Origin of the sequence: Blastococcus saxobsidens DD2 (assembly GCF_000284015.1) — a bacterium.
GTDB classification, from domain to species: Bacteria; Actinomycetota; Actinomycetes; order Mycobacteriales; family Geodermatophilaceae; genus Blastococcus; species Blastococcus saxobsidens_A.
In genome coordinates this window covers 2,415,352-2,430,795 of the sequence record NC_016943.1, presented here as the reverse complement: position 1 = coordinate 2,430,795, position 15,444 = coordinate 2,415,352, and the positions used below count along the sequence as shown (strand labels likewise).

The 15,444-nt window shown below is 71.9% G+C and carries 14 protein-coding genes; 7 read left to right on the top strand and 7 right to left on the bottom strand.

Going from position 1 to position 15,444, the window contains the following annotated elements; translation table 11 throughout:
- Positions 1–24: 24 nt before the first annotated feature.
- Complete coding sequence (locus BLASA_RS11460; RefSeq protein ID WP_014376302.1) at positions 25–1,608, top strand: amidohydrolase; 1,584 nt, start codon at positions 25–27, stop codon at positions 1,606–1,608.
- 324 nt (positions 1,609–1,932) lie between these two features.
- Here the strand turns inward: BLASA_RS11460 and BLASA_RS11455 are convergent, their stop codons facing one another.
- From BLASA_RS11455 to BLASA_RS11430, 6 genes are all read right to left on the bottom strand, one after another.
- Complete coding sequence (locus BLASA_RS11455; RefSeq protein ID WP_014376300.1) at positions 1,933–3,201, bottom strand: ABC transporter substrate-binding protein; 1,269 nt, start codon at positions 3,199–3,201, stop codon at positions 1,933–1,935.
- The gene (locus BLASA_RS11450) at positions 3,198–4,334 is read right to left on the bottom strand and encodes a branched-chain amino acid ABC transporter permease (protein ID WP_014376299.1); all 1,137 of its coding nucleotides are present in this window, start codon (positions 4,332–4,334) and stop codon (positions 3,198–3,200) included. The genes BLASA_RS11455 and BLASA_RS11450 overlap by 4 nt, the downstream gene beginning before the upstream one ends.
- Positions 4,327–5,217 carry a branched-chain amino acid ABC transporter permease gene (locus tag BLASA_RS11445; RefSeq protein WP_014376298.1) on the bottom strand — a complete coding sequence of 297 codons (891 nt, stop codon included), beginning with the start codon at positions 5,215–5,217 and terminating at the stop codon, positions 4,327–4,329. The genes BLASA_RS11450 and BLASA_RS11445 overlap by 8 nt, the downstream gene beginning before the upstream one ends.
- A complete protein-coding gene (locus tag BLASA_RS26585) occupies positions 5,214–6,833 on the bottom strand; it encodes an ATP-binding cassette domain-containing protein (protein WP_014376297.1) in 1,620 nt (539 codons plus the stop codon). The genes BLASA_RS11445 and BLASA_RS26585 overlap by 4 nt, the downstream gene beginning before the upstream one ends.
- 138 nt (positions 6,834–6,971) lie before the next feature.
- Positions 6,972–8,750, bottom strand: a complete 1,779-nt coding sequence (locus tag BLASA_RS11435; RefSeq protein WP_014376296.1) for a feruloyl-CoA synthase — start codon at positions 8,748–8,750, stop codon at positions 6,972–6,974.
- Positions 8,751–8,800: 50 nt separating this feature from the next.
- Positions 8,801–9,985, bottom strand: a complete 1,185-nt coding sequence (locus BLASA_RS11430; RefSeq protein WP_014376295.1) for a thiolase family protein — start codon at positions 9,983–9,985, stop codon at positions 8,801–8,803.
- 95 nt (positions 9,986–10,080) lie between these two features.
- Here BLASA_RS11430 and BLASA_RS11425 point away from each other — a divergent pair, with 95 nt between their 5' ends.
- Complete coding sequence (locus BLASA_RS11425) at positions 10,081–10,641, top strand: helix-turn-helix domain-containing protein (protein ID WP_014376294.1); 561 nt, start codon at positions 10,081–10,083, stop codon at positions 10,639–10,641.
- Positions 10,642–10,666: 25 nt separating this feature from the next.
- Here BLASA_RS11425 and BLASA_RS11420 read toward each other — a convergent pair whose 3' ends face one another.
- On the bottom strand, positions 10,667–11,089 hold the full coding sequence (locus BLASA_RS11420) for a MarR family winged helix-turn-helix transcriptional regulator (RefSeq protein WP_014376293.1): 423 nt from the start codon (positions 11,087–11,089) through the stop codon (positions 10,667–10,669).
- A 120-nt stretch (positions 11,090–11,209) separates the two neighbouring features.
- On the opposite strand from BLASA_RS11420, the gene BLASA_RS11415 reads away from it, so the two are divergent.
- The 5 genes from BLASA_RS11415 (at position 11,210) to BLASA_RS25040 (ending at position 15,444) form a co-directional block, all read left to right on the top strand.
- A complete protein-coding gene (locus BLASA_RS11415) occupies positions 11,210–12,154 on the top strand; it encodes an SDR family NAD(P)-dependent oxidoreductase (protein WP_041775726.1) in 945 nt (314 codons plus the stop codon).
- Positions 12,151–13,029, top strand: a complete 879-nt coding sequence (locus BLASA_RS11410; RefSeq protein ID WP_014376291.1) for a 4-hydroxyphenyl-beta-ketoacyl-CoA hydrolase — start codon at positions 12,151–12,153, stop codon at positions 13,027–13,029. The genes BLASA_RS11415 and BLASA_RS11410 overlap by 4 nt, the downstream gene beginning before the upstream one ends.
- The gene (locus BLASA_RS11405) at positions 13,022–14,569 is read left to right on the top strand and encodes an acyl-CoA synthetase (RefSeq protein WP_014376290.1); all 1,548 of its coding nucleotides are present in this window, start codon (positions 13,022–13,024) and stop codon (positions 14,567–14,569) included. Before BLASA_RS11410 ends, BLASA_RS11405 begins: the two co-directional genes overlap by 8 nt.
- Entirely contained in the window at positions 14,566–15,024 is a 459-nt protein-coding gene (locus BLASA_RS11400; RefSeq protein WP_014376289.1) for a MaoC family dehydratase, read from the top strand. Before BLASA_RS11405 ends, BLASA_RS11400 begins: the two co-directional genes overlap by 4 nt.
- Before the next feature lie 225 nt (positions 15,025–15,249).
- Entirely contained in the window at positions 15,250–15,444 is a 195-nt protein-coding gene (locus tag BLASA_RS25040) for a hypothetical protein (protein ID WP_014376288.1), read from the top strand.

Genomic DNA, 15,444 nt, shown 5'->3' with positions numbered 1-15,444 from the left:
CCACCGCCGACCACGAAGGAACGCATGACCACCCGGCTCTTCGTCAACGGCAAGGTCTTCACCGGCACCGGTGAGGACGACTTCGCCTCCGCCTTCCGCATCACCGACGGAGCCTTCAGCTGGGTCGGGGACACCGCCGACGTCACCGGCGAGGAGGCCACCGACCTGGGCGGCGCGACGGTGCTGCCCGGATTCCTCGACGTGCACGCCCACCCGTCGTTCACCGCCACACTGGCCGACGCGGTCCCGCTGCTGCCGCCGGATGTCGACTCGCTGGCGGCTCTTCTCGACCGGCTGCGAGCCCACCCCGACATCGGCACCGACCGGTGGATCGAAGGCTTCGGCTTCGACGAGTCGCGGTATCCGGAGCGGCGCAAGCCCACCGCCTCGGACCTGGACGCCGTCTCCGCCACGCAGCCGATCGTCGTCCGACGCTGCGACGGGCACTCGGTCGTCTGCAACAGCCGTGCCCTGGAACTGGCCGGCATCACTCCGGACACCCCCGATCCGGAGAACGGGCGGATCGGCCGCGACGCGTCCGGCACCCTCACCGGCCTGCTCGCGGAGCGGGCCGCATTCGACGCGGTGCTGGCCCTTCGCCCCCCGCTGAAGCACGAGGAGCTGGTCACCCGTCTGGCCGGGCTGAACCGACGCCTCCTGGCGCGCGGCATCGTCGCCGTCGACGACCTGATGGCGACCTTCGTCCCCGAACCGCTGCGGCTCTACCGCGACGCGGAGCAGGCAAGCCTGGTCCCCCAGTGCGGGCTGTACTACGGCTGGACCGACGTTCGCGACTCCGGCATGCCCGACCTGAGCAACGACGACCGCACCGGACGGATGCGGGTCGCCGGCCTCAAGGTGCTCATGGACGGCGCCTACTCCGACCGCACCGCCTGGACCGACGACGCCTACCCCGGCACATGCGACCACGGCATCCGCACCTGCTCGGACGACGAGCTCCGGGCGGCTGTCGCCTGGGCCCGCCGCAACCGGATTCAGGTCGCGATCCACGCCATGGGCGACCGAGCACTCCATCGGGTCGTCGACGTGGTCGGGGACGAGGAGCCGTGGATGGGCGAGCGCCCGTCGGTCCGGCTCGAGCACGCCACGCTCTTCTCCGCCGAGTTGCTCGACCGGCTCGAAGCATCCCGGATGTCGTTCGGCGTGGTCAGCCATTCCATCTTCTTCTTCGCCGAGTACGACAGCTACGCGCGGAGCCTGTCGCCGCAACAGCTCGCCGTCGCCTATCCGATCCGGTCGTTCTACGAGCGGGTGCCGGCCACCGCGCTGTCGTCCGACCACCCCGCGACGGCCTGGTCGGAAGCGGACGACGTGTTCGTCTCCATCAAGGCGGCGGTGCTACGGCAGGCCCACAACGGCGCGTCGTTCAACCCGGCCGAGGCGGTCACGGTCGCGCAGGCGATCCTGCTCTACACCGGACGCGCAGCAGGGGTATCGCCCATCGAGCCGGTCGGCGTCATCCGGCCTGGCGCCGAGGGCACCTTCGTCGTGCTCGAGCGAGACGTCTTCTCCGTGCCCTCGAGCGAGATCGACCAGGTGCGGGTCGCCGAGACGTGGGTCCGCGGCGAGCGAGCCTTCCGGCGGTGAGCCCGGAAGCAACCGGCCGGACGGTTGCCGTGATGATGAGCGCAACACCCCGGACCGGCGCTCCTGTCATATCCCTGGGCGCCTTGAGGCCGACTCAGCGGATGCGACCCGGGAGCAGCAGCAACGGCACCGACCAGCCGCCCGTCACCGCGAAGAGGCCGCCGACCACCAGGGGGCCTGCGGCGCCGACGGCGTAACCGCGCGGCGAGGAAGACTGCGATCAGCAAGAAGGTCTCCGAGCGGCCCCGGGTCACGGCCTCCCTTCGCCGAGGGGGCGCAGCCCCGCCCGGCCCCGCCGCAGGGCGGGACCGGGCAGGGCGCGGGTCAGCCGGTGAATTCGTACGCCTCCGCGAGATCGGAGGTGAACGACTCACCCACGGCCGTCAGCCCGCCCGGCGCGTTCGGGTCGGCCTTGGAGATGTACACCTCGCGGGTCGGCGGCACCGCGGGGTCGGAGTAGTCCAGGACCCCCGCGACCGTGCCGCCGGACTCGTAGTCGGTGATCGACCGCAGCGCGTCCAGCAGGCCTTCCCGGGTGAGGTCGTCCTCCTCGCAGGCACGCATGAGGACCTCGTGCATGATCTGCGCCGACGCGTAGCCGTACATCGCACCGTTCTGGATCGGCTCCTCGTCGGGGTACTCCGCCTCGTAGGCGGTGAGGAACTCCGTCACGCCCTCCTCGTCGAGGGACGGCGGCGCCATCGACGTCGAGGTGTAGAAGTTCTCCTCCAGCGCCGGTCCGGCCGGCGTGTCCATCAGGTTCGGCGTGAAGGCAGGCGCGTTGCCCACGATGGGCACGTCGAGCCCGATGGACTGCGCCACGCTGGCGATGGAGGCCGTCTGGGGAGACGCCGCCGCGACGATGATCGCGTCGACCCCCTCGTTGGCCATCGCGTTCACCTGTGCCGAGAGGTCGGTGTCGCTGGGCTTGATCTGGTGCGGGACGACGGTCAGCCCCAGCTCCTCCGCGGCGTACTCGGCGCCGCGCAACGAGCTGCCGCCGAAGTCACCCTCGAAGTAGACGACGCCGATCGAATCGCCGCTCTGCAGCCCGTGCTCGCGGGTCAACCAGTCGATCGCGTTGATCGTCTCCACGTCGTACGTCGTCCCGGTGATCTGGAAGCGCGGGTCCGGCAGGACGTCGGAGGTCCACGCCGCCATGCCCACGAGCATGTCGTCCTCCTCGAAGGAGGGGCGCAGCGCCGTGATCACCGACGAACCGAGGACGGGCGCGATGGCGAGCACGTTGTCGGACATGGTCTGGTACAGCGAGACCGCCTGCTGGGGGTCGTACCCGTGGTCCTGGACGTCGAGCTCGACCTCGCGCCCGCAGACACCGCCGTCGGCGTTGACCGAGTCCCAGTAGAGGTTGGCGCCCTGCAGGATCGACCTGCTGTTCGCAGCGAAGACCGCGGTCAGATCCATGAGCGCGCCCAGCGTGATCGTGTCCTCGGTGACGCCCGGTGCTGCGGCGGTGGCACCGCCTTCGCCGCCGCCGCCGACTGCCCCACCCCCCTGCTCCTCGGCCTTCCCGCAGCTGGTGGCGGCCAGCGCGAGCGCCAGGCAGGTGCTCGTGATCAGTGGTCTCTTCATCGGGCCAGCTCCTTGGTCGTGGACGGGTCGGACATCGGTTGGTCGGGATCGGTCGCCGGATCCGCCACGCGACGGGAGCCCCGCAACCGGCGCGCGAGGCCGGCCAGTCCGTCGTGGGCGAAGAGGAGGATGAGGATGATGGCGAGGCCGTAGATGATCCGGCTCAGGTCGGCCGCGCTGAGGCCGCTGGTCCCCGGCTGCGCCAGCAGGGGCAGCAGGTCGCTGTAGCGGTTGAGGACCAGCGGCAGCAGGGTGACGAACACGGCTCCGGCGACCGCTCCCCCGACCGAGCCGATGCCGCCGATGACGATCATCACCAGGAACTCCACGGACATGAGCAACCCGAAGCTCTCCGGGACGATGCGGCCGAAGACCAGGGCCATCAGCACCCCGCCCAGTGCCGCATACATCGACGAGACGATGAAGGCCGCCGCCTTGAACCGGGCCACGTTCACGCCCATCACCCCGGCGGCCACCTCGCTGTCCCGGATGGTGGCCAACGCACGCCCGGGTCGGCTCCGGACGAGGTTGTGCGCACACCACCACGCGACCGCCACGAAGAGCAGCCCGAGGTACCAGAGCCGCTCGAGCTGGCCGTACCGCACGCCGAGGACGACCAGGTCGGCCGGGGCGCTGTCGCCGAAGGTGAAGCCGAAGATGCGGAACGGCTCGGCGTTGCGCCCGTTGTAACCGCCGGTCACCGGGGTGGCGTTGAACAGGATGTGCTGACCGAGGAACACCAGCCCCAGCGAGGCCAGCCCCAGGTAGATCCCGCGCAACCGGCCCGAGATCGGGCTGAACAGGGCGCCGGCGAGAGCGGCGGCCACCACCGCCCCGAGGAGGGCGAGGACCGGCGGCCAGCCCAGTCCGGACGCCAGGGTGGACTCGGGGTCCCCCGCCAGATAGCTGTAGCCGTAGGCCCCGATCGCCACGAAGAACGCGTGGCCCAGCGACAGCTGCCCCGACCGCCCCACCAGCAGCGTCAGGCCGATCGCGCTGATGACCGCGGCCATCGCGAACAGGCCCGACTGCAGCCAGAAGCTGCGCAGGCTCAGCGGAGCGGCGAGAGCGACGAGGACGAGGGCCAGGAGCGCCAGCCGACGCCCCAGCCGGACCGTCTGCGGCCTAGACACGGGCGACCTCCTTCGTGCCGAACAGTCCGGAGGGGCGGATGAGCAGCACGAGCAGCATCACCGCGTACGGGGTCACCTGTGCCAGGTCGCGGCCGAGGAACGTCAGGTCGCCCTGGTAGCCGGCGGACAGCGTCGTCACCACGCCGATGATCAGGCCGCCGACCACCGCGCCCGGGAACGAGTCGAACCCACCGAGCACCCAGGCCGGGATCGCCGCCAGCGCGACCAGCCCCACCGTGGGGCTGATACCGGGCGACGGGAAGGACGTCAGGAAGATCCCCGCCACCGCGGCCAGCGCCCCGGCGACCCCCCAAGCGGTCGCGGCCACCCGGTTGAGCCGGATCCCCATGAGGTCCGCCGTCCCACCGTCCGCGGCCGCCGCCCGCATCGCGATGCCGTAGTTCGTGAACTTGAACACCGCCCAGAGCACCGCGACCACGACCACGGTGACCAGAGCGGCGACGACCCGCGACACCGGGATGTTCGCGCCGGCCACCGTGATCGTGTCGGTTCCCCAGGGCGCTCCGGTGGTCAGGATCGACGTGCCCATCTGCCGGGTCAGCTCGGTCAGCATGAGGACGTCCACGCCGAGGGTCAGGATGGCCAGCGTGCCCAGGTCGGCCGCTCGGACCCTTCGCATGATCACCACGTCGATCAGCACGGCGGCCAGTGCGGCGGCCGCGATACCGAACAGGAGTGCCAGCCAGAAGCCGAAGCGGTCGTGGGTGGTCCCGACCACGAAGGCCCCGAGCAGCAGGACCGAGCCGTGCGCGAAGTTCAGCACGTGGGTGGCCTTGAAGATCATCACGAAGCCGAGCGCGATGAGCGCGTAGATGGCACCCAGCGACAGCCCGTTGAGGACCAGGCCGAAGAGGTTGCTCACCGGCTCTCCTCCTGCTGCTCGCCGAGATAGGCCCGGAGGACCTCGGGATCGCTCTGCACCTCGACCGGTGTGCCGTCGGCGATCCGCCTGCCGAAGTCGAGCACCGTCACCCGGTCGGCCAGCCCCATGACGAACCGCATGTCGTGCTCCACGAGGACGATGGAGATACCCAACTCGTGCTGCACGGTGCCGATCGCCTCCTCCATCGCCATCGACTCGGTGAAGTTCATGCCGGCGACCGGCTCGTCGAGCAGCAGCAGCCCCGGCTCCGCGCAGAGCGCCCGGGCAAGCTCGACCCGCTTCCGGTCGCCGTAGGGCAGCTCGTTGACGAGGTGGTGCAGGACGCGGCTCAGCCCGAGCAGATCGGCGATCCGGACCACCGCCGCCTCGTGCTTCCGCGCTTCGCGGCGCGCCCGGGGCAGGCGCAGTGCCGCTGACACGAAGCCGGTCCGCATGTGCCGGTGCCGGGCGACGAGGAGGTTGTCGAGCACGGTCTCGGTCGGGGAGAGCGCCATGTTCTGGAACGTGCGCGAGATGCCGAGGGCGGCGATCTGGTGGCGGGGCAGGCGGGTCAGGTCGTCGTCGCCGTAGCGAGCGCTGCCCTCCGTGGCGGCGTAGACGCCGCTGAGCACGTTGAGGCAGGTGGACTTGCCCGCCCCGTTCGGCCCGATGAGGGCATGCAGGGACCCGGACGTGACGGTGAAGGAGACGTCGGTCAGGGCGCTGATGCCCCCGAACCGGACGGTCAGGCCCTCGACGACGAGATCCCGCACGGAGGTCCCCGGTGATGCGGTGGGAGTCCGACTCGCGACGGGGGTCGCCGAGGTCTCGGCCCCGACGCCGAGGTAGCGGTCCCGGACCTCGTCGGTCCGGGCGAGCTCCGCGGCCGGGCCCTCCAGCGAGATCCGCCCGACCTCCAGCACGAACGCGTGGGTGGCGACCCGCAGTGCCATGGCCGCGTTCTGCTCGACGAGCACGACGGCGGTCCCGCGCCGATTGATCTCGGTGATCACGTCGCCGATTTGCTCCACGATGAGCGGGGCGAGGCCCAGCGACGGCTCGTCGAGGAGGAGGACCCGGGGACCGCCCATCAGCGCGCGCCCGATGGCGAGCATCTGCTGCTCGCCGCCGGACAGCAGCCCGGCTCGCTGCCGGCGCCGTTCACGCAGGATCGGGAAGAGGTCGTAGACCTGCGCTCGGGCCTCGTCGCGGGTCTTCGGGTCGCGGGCCGCCGTCCCCCCGGCCCGGAGGTTCTCCTCGACGGTCAGGGCCGCGAACACCCGTCGGCCCTCGGGGACCTGCAGCACGCCCTGCGCGACCACGGACGACGCGCTGCGGACATCCAGCGGGCGCCCCTCGAACAGGATGCTGCCGGAGTCGACCGTGCCGCCCTCGCGCCCGAGAGAACCGGAGATCGCCCGCAGCAGGGTGCTCTTCCCGGCCCCGTTGTTGCCCAGCACCGCCACGATGCCGCCGTCGGGGACCCACATGGAGACTCCCCGGAGTGCCTGCACGGAACCGGCGTAGGAGACGTGCAGGTCACGCACCTCGAGGAGGGCGTCGCCTGCGGCGGGCGCAGCCCGGAGCGGCACGTTCGAGCCGGAGACCTCAGCCACGCCCACACCGTGCCAGCGTCCGGGACGGGCAGCGCCCCTCGGCGGCGCACCGTGTCCCTACTGCAACACGCATCGGACGGTCTCCCCCGGACCGGCTCTGCCGCAGGAACGGACGCCGGGCGAGCGGGCGGGAGGCGTTCATGCGCGCACGACCACCCGGGACGGGCGCGGATCGGCCGACAGCAGCGCGACCAGGTCCGCCCGCCGATCGCGGACCGCGGCCTGGTTGACGTAGCCCTTGTCGGTGATCTCCCCGGCGTCGAGCTGCGGCGGCTCGGTCAGGACGAGCAGGCGCTCCACGCACTGCGAGGACCCGCCGCCCTCGGCGGCCAGTCGATGCATCGTGGCGGCGAGGTCGGCGCGCAGCGCGTCATCCGGAACGCCGTCCTCGTCGACCCGGCCGGCGTGGTCGGGATGCACCCACACCATCGCGGTGACGCAGTCCCCGTCCTGCCCGCAGATCACCGCGTCGGTGAGCAGCCCCGAGGACGCCGACAGCAATGCCGGGCGCAGGGTGCCGACGCTGACGAACGTGCCGGTGGAGAGCTTGAAGTCCTCGGCGATCCGGCCACGGAAGAGCAGCCCCGCCGTGACGTCCTCGGCGTCCGCGAGCGCCACGGCGTCCCCGGTGCGGAAGAACCCGTGCTCGTCGAAGGCCGCCTCGGTGAGGTCCGGTCGCTGGTGGTAGCCGGGGGTGACGTTCACGCCGCGGACCCGCACCTCGGTCTTGGCACCCACCGGCACGAGCGCCAGCTCGAGCCCGGGCAGCGGCACCCCGAGCACGTCGCTGCGCGTGATGGGGAAGTGCGCCGAGGTGGCCGCCGGTGAGGTCTCGGTCAGCCCCCAGGACGTCGTCATCTGCATGTCCGAGCCGTGGCGGGCGGCCAGCGTGGTGATCCGGTCCCACAACTGCTGGGGCAGCGCAGCCGCGGCGAAGAAGCCGAGCCGCAGCCGGCTGAAGAAGGCTTCGGCCGCCGGTGGGTCCCGTTCCAGCTCCGGCAGCAGCGCGGCGTAACCGGCGGGCACGTTGAAGTAGACGGTCGGTCGGGCATCCGCCAGGTTGCGTACCGTGCGCGCGACCAGCCCCGGCGCCGGCCGGCCGTCGTCGATCCACAACGTCCCACCGTTGGTCAGGACCATGTTGAGGTCGTGGTTCCCGCCGAAGGTGTGGCTCCACGGCAGCCAGTCCAGGAGCACCGGCGGCTCCTCGGCCAGGAACGGCCACACCTGGCGCATCTGCTGCTGGTTGGCCGACAGCATTCCGTGGGTGTTGAGGACACCCTTCGGGGTCCCCGTCGAGCCGGAGGTGAACAGGATCTTGGCCACGCTCTCGCGGCGCAGCGCTGCACACCGCCGGTCGACCTCCTCGGTCGGCTCGGCGCCGAACTCGGCGAGCGGCACCGAACCGGCCACGTCGCCGTCGCGGCTCAGCACGACCCGGTCGGCACGCACGGAGTCGACGGCACGGGCGAACGAGGCGTCCTCGGCCACGACGAGCCCGGGTGCGGCGGCCTCGGCCATCGCCTTGAGCTTGGCGTGGTCGGCGCTCTGCAGGGAGTAGGCGACGCTCGTCGACACCACGGGGGTGCCCACGGTCATCCCGGCGAGCATCACGGCCAGGTGGAACCGGCTGTTCCCGGACAGCACCATGACCGGCCGGTCGCTCAGCCCGCGGTCGATGAGGCCCTGGGCCAGCCGGTCGACGAGAGCGCGCATCTCGCCCCAGGAGAGCCGGTCCCAGGACTCGCCCGCCCGCTCGGCGACGAGCAGCCGGTCGGGGTGGGCCTGGCTGTGCGCCCGGAAGGAGTGCACGAGGCTGACGGGGTGCTCCGCCAGCGGCTCGGTCGAGCGCAGCAGGAGCCGCCCGTCCGCGGCTTCCTCCGCCTCGATGCGCGGAGTGGAGAAGGTGGTGGTCATGCCGTCTCCTGGAGGGGTGGCGAGACGCCTCGCCGGGTGGGTGGTGGTCATCAGTCGGTGACTTCGAGGACGAGCGCCGCCCCCGTGTCGCCGGCGGCGCAACCGGTGAACAGGCCGATCCCGCCACCGCGCAGGCGCAGGGTCTCGATCAGTTCGGCGACCGATCGCAGCCCGGTCGGCCCCTGCGGGTGGCCGAATACGAGGCTGCAGCCGTAGGTGTTCATGTCCTCGGCCTTCACACCGGTCTCCCGGGCGAAGTACAGGTCGTTGACGGCGAACGGGTTGTGGGTGGTGATCGCCTGGACGTCGCCGAAGTCGAGCCCCGCGGCCTGCAGCGCCGAGCGCGCCGCCGGGACCGGCGCCTGGGGCATGCGGCTCTTGGCCACCCGGGCGAAGCCGCTGCCCAGGATGCGGACGATCCCCTCCCCCGAGAACTCGCGCGCACGGGCGACCGTCGTGACGACCGCGCCGGCACACCCGTCGGCCGGGTGGGTCTGGGAGGCGAACGTGTGCCGCGCCCCCGGCGCGGCCGGGGGCAGGCCGGCGATGCCGTCGCGGGTCTTCGGGCGGATCCCCTCGTCCGCGTCGAGCGTCAGAGAGCCCTCGCGCAGCGGGATCTCCACCGGCACCTGGTAGCGACGCTGGAACGCCCGGTCCTCGGCGAGGCCCGCGGCGTACTGCTCCCAGCGCAGCGCGGTGAGGTCGTCGAGCTCGGAACGGTCGGCGCTCATCTCGGCAGCGACCGCTTCGGCCGCGGCGAGCATCCCGGCGCCCGCCCACGGGTCGCGGGCGAAGCTGTCGAGCACCCAGTGCGAGGTGACCGGCGCCCCACCCATGCCGCTCGGGGCCGGCCAGGACAGCGTGGGGCCGTTCGAGATGCGGTCGGTGGCCACCACCAGCTGCGGGCCGGCGCCGGCGCCCACCGCCCCGGCCGCGGCGTGCAGGGCCGCGACGCTGGTGGCGCAGGCCTGGCTGACCATGGGCCCGGACAACCCGGTCGCGCCGAGGCGCGCGGCCAGCGTGGGGGCACCGTAGAAGATGTCGCGCTGCGGCACCGTCCAGCCGAGGACCACCCCGTCGAACACCGCGGGGGCCAGGCCGCGGTCGGCCAGTGCCCGCTGCGTCACCGCCACCGCCAGGTCCAGGCTCGAGACCTCGGCGAGGGCGCCCTGCCACTTGGCGAACGGTGAGGACCAGGCGTGGCCCAGCGGGATCGCGACGTCGGCGTACTGCACGGAGGCCCCCTCCCAGGGTAGAAATGTGATCCGCATCATCCACTCACGCCAACAAGCTGCGGTCAAGATGGACGGGCGTCTAATACAGTGGACGCATGGGAGACCTGGAGATGCTCGGCCGCAACGTCCGGCGCATCCGCGGCGAACGGCAGCTGAGCCTGGGCGCCCTGGCCGAGAAGTCAGGCCTGGCGAAGCAGACCCTGGCCAACCTCGAGAGCGGCGGCGGCAATCCCACGGTGGACACGCTCCTGCGGGTGGCGCGTGCCCTCGGCGTCGGCGTGAACTGGCTGGTCACCGAGTGGGGCAGCCCGGTCCTCGTCCAACGGCGGAAGGACGGGACCTGGGACCGCGCCGGCTCCGGCCGGCGACGGGTTCTCGACCACATCCACGGCAGTGGCGACGTCAACACCGCGGTGGTGGAACTGAGCGATGCACGGGACGTGGCGCCGCCCCTCTCCCCGGGCACCCTCCACCACGTCTACGTCATCTCGGGGAGCGTCGTCGCCGGCCCGGCCGACGACGCGCACCGTCTCGACTGCGGGGACTTCATCCGCTTCCCCGCGGACATGAAGCACGTGCTGCGAGCGGCGTCCGGCACGGGCCTGGTGCACGTGGTCACCACGGTTCCGCAGGTCCAGCAGTTCAGCCCCGGCTAGGTGTCGCGGGGCGCGAGGCGAGCGATCAGCCGGGGAACTGCACGACGCGGGAGAGCAGCGACCGCAGGGTGGCCTGCTCCTCCGCGCTCAGGCAGCTCAGCTGCTCCTGCTGGCCGGTGGCAGCCAGTGCCGCAGCCTGCTCGAGCACCTGACGGCCCCGCGGGGTGCCGGCCACCAGCTTGGCGCGACCGTCGGTCGGGGACGGGAGCCGCTCGACCAGCCCGGCCGAGCTGAGCTCGTCGACCAGCTGGACGACCTGGCTGGGGTCGAGACCGAGCACCTCGGCGAGGACGCGTTGCGACCTCCCTCCGGGAGGGATGCAGGCCAGCTCCAGCACGGAATAGGCGCGCACCCGGAGCCCACTGTCGGCCAGTGCAGCGTTCGTCGACCGGACGACCAGCCCGCTGGCCCGCGACAGCAGGAAACCCAGGTCCTCGCTCAGAGCCATGATGGTGGCGCCCTTCCCGTTTCGTTGACAATCTCCACGATATCGCCCTAGCGTCGCGGCTGGACGAGCCGCCGCCTGCGCGGCGCGCCCACCGGCCGCCACCGGGACGACGACCCCGATGTGGCCGGCACCCGCACCCAGGAGAAGGAGGTCCCCGTGGACCTGTCCGGCAAGGTCGCGATCGTCACCGGCAGCGGACGGGGGCTCGGGCTGGCCTACGCCACCGAGCTGGCCCGCGCGGGAGCGTCCGTCGTGGTCAACGACGTCGACGCCGCCGTCGCCGAGGAGGCCGTGGAATCCATCACCCGCGCCGGCGGCACCGCCGTCGCCGAGGTCGTGCCCGTCGGCACCAGTGCGGCAGCCCAGTCCCTCGTCGACCGCGCGGTCGCCGAGTTCGGCCGCCTCGACGTGCTGGTGAACAACGCCGGCATCCTCCGCGACACGACGCTGTGGAAGATGAGCGACGACGACTTCGACGCCGTCATCACCACCCACCTGCGCGGCACCTTCACCTGCACCCGCGCCGCCGCCGTCCGCATGCGCGAGCAGGGCGAGGGTGGCCGGATCATCTGCGTCGGCTCCCCCACCGGCCAGGTCGGCAACTTCGGCCAGACGAACTACGCCGCGGCCAAGGCCGGGATCGTCGGGATGGTCCGCACGTGGGCCATGGAGCTGGCCCGGGCCGAGATCACGGTGAACGCGATCGTGCCGGTCGCGGCCACCTCGATGACCGAGACCGTGCCCTTCCTCAAGCCCTACGTGGAGGCGCTCAGGGCGGGCGAACCGCTGCCGACGTTCGCCCGGCAGCAGCTCGGGTTCGGCAGCGCCCAGGACGCGGCAGGCGTGGTCGCCTTCCTCGCCTCCGACGCCGCCGCCGGCATCACCGGGCAGGCCGTCGGCATCGGCGGTGACCGGCTGGCGCTGTGGAGCCACCCGACCGAGGCGGTGGTCGAGTTCGCGGACGGGGCCGGCTGGTCGGCCGACGCGATCGCGGCGGTCTGGTCGGACCGGTTCGCCGCCTCGCAGCAGACCGTGGGGCAGCAGCTGCCGGAGGAGTCGAGATGAGCACGCTGAACCTCGACGAGCTGGTCGCCATCGACGTGCATGTGCACGTCGAGCAGGACCTGCACGGCCACAAGTCCATGGACGACGAGCTGCTCGCCGCCGCGTCCAAGTACTTCAAGGGCGACCCGTACCACCCGACGGTGCCGCAGATCGCCGAGGACTACCGGGCGCAGCGCATGGCCGCGGTGATCTTCACCGTCGACAGCGAACTGGCCACCGGTCACCCGACGCTGTCCAACGAGGAGATCGCCGAGGCCGCCGCCCAGCACGCCGACGTGCTCATCCCCTTCGGCTCGATCGATCCCGCCCGCGGCGCTGCCGGCGTCCGGGCGGCCCGCCGGCTGGTCGAGGAGCACGGGGTGCGCGGCTTCAAGTTCCACCCGACGATCCAGGCCTTCGAGCCCAACGACCGGCGGCACTACCCGCTGTGGGCGGAGCTGGAGAGCCTGGGCGTGCCGGCGCTGTTCCACACCGGCCAGACGGGCATCGGCTCGGGCCTGCCGGGCGGGCGCGGCTTCAAGCTGCGCTACTCCGACCCGATGCTGCTCGATGACGTGGCCGCCGACTTCCCCGGCCTCACGGTGATCATGGCCCACCCGTCGGTGCCGTGGCAGGACGCCGCGATCTCCGTCGCGACGCACAAGGCCAACGTCTACATCGACCTGTCCGGCTGGTCGCCGAAGTACTTCCCGCCGCAGCTGGTCCGGGCCGCCAACACGATGCTCAGGACCAAGGTGCTGTTCGGCTCCGACTATCCCCTGCTGCGCCCGGACCGCTGGCTCCGGGACTTCGAGCAGCTGGAGATCAAGGACGAGGTCCGTCCGCTGATCATGAAGGAGAACGCCGTCCGCGCCCTCGGCCTGCGCGGTGCGTAACGCCGGCGTCGGCTCCTGGCCGGAGCGCCGGCTGCGGAGCTCACCGGAGAGCGACGCGATCTGGTTCGACGGGACGACGACGTCGCACGGGGTGTTCGCCGAACGGGTCCGCCGCGCCGCGGCGGCGCTCGCCGGGCTCGGGGTCCAGGCCGGCGACCGGGTGGCCTGGACCGGCGGCAACCACCCGTCGGCGCTGGAGACGCTCTACGCCTGCGGCCAGCTCGGCGCGGTCTGGGTGCCCTTCAACGCGCGGCTGGCGGTGCCCGAGGCGGAGTACGTGCTGGCCCACTCGGGCAGCACCGTCGTGGTCCACGGCCGCGAGCACGGGCGGCTGGCCGATACGCTGCGCGACCGGCTCGGTGACGTGCGGCACTGGATCGCGGCCGAACCGCCGGTCGACTGCGGGACCGACTGCTTGCCCTATGAGGACCTGCTCGCCGGTGCCGCGCCGCAGCCTCGTGACGAGCCGGTGTCGCTCGAGGACCCGTGTCTGATCATGTACACCTCGGGGACGACGGGGCGCCCCAAGGGCGCGGTGCTCACCCACGGCAACATGACGTGGAACGCCATGAACCAGCTGCTCGGCCTCAACATGGCGAGCGACGAGCGCACCCTGGCGCTGGCCCCGCTGTTCCACATCGGCGGCCTGAACGGCACCGTGAACTCGGCGCTGCTCGCGGGCGGGTGCGCGGTCATCGTCCGACGGTTCGACCCGGCGGAGACGCTGCAGGTCATCGAGGAACAGCGGGTCAACTCGTTCTTCGCCGTCCCCACCATGCTCGACGCGATGTCGCGCGAGCCGGGTTTCGGCACCCGTGACCTGTCCGCGCTGCGGACGATCGGTGCGGCCGGGGCCGCCGTGCCGCTGCCGACGCTGCGCACGTGGCTGGACCGGGGCGTGACCATGCAGCAGTGCTACGGCATGACCGAGGCCGCCCCCGGCTGCACCGTGCTGGCCTCGGCCGACGCCGTCCGCAAGGTCGGATCGGCCGGCAAGCCGGTGTTCTTCACCGACGTCCGCGTACTGCGGCCCGACGGCACGGAGGCGGTGCCGGACGAGGTGGGCGAGATCGTCGTCCAGGGCCCCAACGTCATGGCCGGGTACTGGAACGACCCCGAGCAGACCGCCGTCGCGCTGCGCGACGGCTGGTACCACACCGGTGACGCGGGCAGCCTCGACGACGAGGGGTTCCTCTACGTCCGCGACCGGTACAAGGACATGATCATCTCGGGCGGGGAGAACGTGTACCCGGCCGAGGTCGAGTCCGCCCTGCTGGAGCTCGACGGCGTGCAGGAGGCGGCCGTCATCGGCGTGCCCGACGAGCGGTGGGGCGAGGTCGGGCTGGCGATCGTCGTCCCGGATCCGGGGGCCGCTCTGGACGCCGATGACCTGCGGGCGCGGCTGCGCGATCGCCTGGCCGCGTTCAAGGTGCCCAAGCACGTGGAGCTCGTCGACGAGCTGCCCAAGACCGCCACCGGCAAGGTCCGCAAGCCCGACCTGCGCAGCCGGTACCTACCCACCGAGGAGACCTCCGCATGAGCACCACCACGACCATGGCCGAACTGCCCTCGCTCACGGGCCAGGAGCTCGGCACCAGCAGCTGGGTCCAGATCGCCCAGGAGCGGGTGGACCTGTTCGCCGACGCGACCGGCGACCACCAGTGGATCCACGTCGACGTCGAGCGCGCGAAGGCCGAGAGCCCCTTCGGCGGGCCCATCGCCCACGGCTACCTGACGCTGTCGCTGCTCATTCCGATGTGGTCGGAGGTGCTCACCGTCAGCGACGCGACGATGGCCGTGAACTACGGCCTGAACAAGGTCCGCTTCCCCTCCCCCGTGCCGGTCGGCTCGAAGCTTCGGCTGACCGCCACGTTGAAGGACGTGGAGGAGGTGGCCGGCGGTCTGCAGCTCACCGTCGCCGCGGTCATCGAGGCCGAGGGGATCCCGAAGCCGGTCTGCATCGCCGAGCCGGTCTTCCGCTTCTACGGCGGCTGACGCCCGCACGCTCGGAGAGGTGCTCGGCCCGGGACCGCCGGGCTACTCCCGCCCGTCTGCAGAGGCGACTCTGCAGGCCCATCTGCGGCGACGATGCTGCTAGCTTCGCCGGACCACACCCTGTCGCTCTGGCGCTCCACGGAGCTGGAACCGCCCGCCGTGCATTTCAGCAGACGCAACGTTCCCGTCCAGGTGCGCACCACCCAGTCGATGAGGAGACGCCCGATGGACGTGCGACGTTTTTCTGGTGACGCGATCGGCCACGCTGCCCGCATCGCCCGCCTGGACATCGGTTCGGATCGCGAGGAATCGTTCGGCCAGATGGTGGAGGGGGTCTACGCATTGATCGACCGACTCGACGACGTGCCACTCGGCGAGACCCCGCCGGCGATCGGTTTCGACCCCCGTTGGGAGGCCTGA

Bases quoted from the DNA above. Each gene is read 5' to 3' on its own strand.
- BLASA_RS11460 (WP_014376302.1), top strand. From the start codon at position 25: ATGACCACCCGGCTCTTCGTCAACGGCAAGGTCTTCACCGGCACCGGT.
- BLASA_RS11455 (WP_014376300.1), bottom strand. From the start codon at position 3,201: ATGAAGAGACCACTGATCACGAGCACCTGCCTGGCGCTCGCGCTGGCC.
- BLASA_RS11435 (WP_014376296.1), bottom strand. From the start codon at position 8,750: ATGACCACCACCTTCTCCACTCCGCGCATCGAGGCGGAGGAAGCCGCG.
- BLASA_RS11425 (WP_014376294.1), top strand. From the start codon at position 10,081: ATGGGAGACCTGGAGATGCTCGGCCGCAACGTCCGGCGCATCCGCGGC.
- BLASA_RS11420 (WP_014376293.1), bottom strand. From the start codon at position 11,089: ATGGCTCTGAGCGAGGACCTGGGTTTCCTGCTGTCGCGGGCCAGCGGG.
- BLASA_RS11410 (WP_014376291.1), top strand. From the start codon at position 12,151: ATGAGCACGCTGAACCTCGACGAGCTGGTCGCCATCGACGTGCATGTG.
- BLASA_RS11400 (WP_014376289.1), top strand. From the start codon at position 14,566: ATGAGCACCACCACGACCATGGCCGAACTGCCCTCGCTCACGGGCCAG.
- BLASA_RS25040 (WP_014376288.1), top strand. From the start codon at position 15,250: ATGGACGTGCGACGTTTTTCTGGTGACGCGATCGGCCACGCTGCCCGC.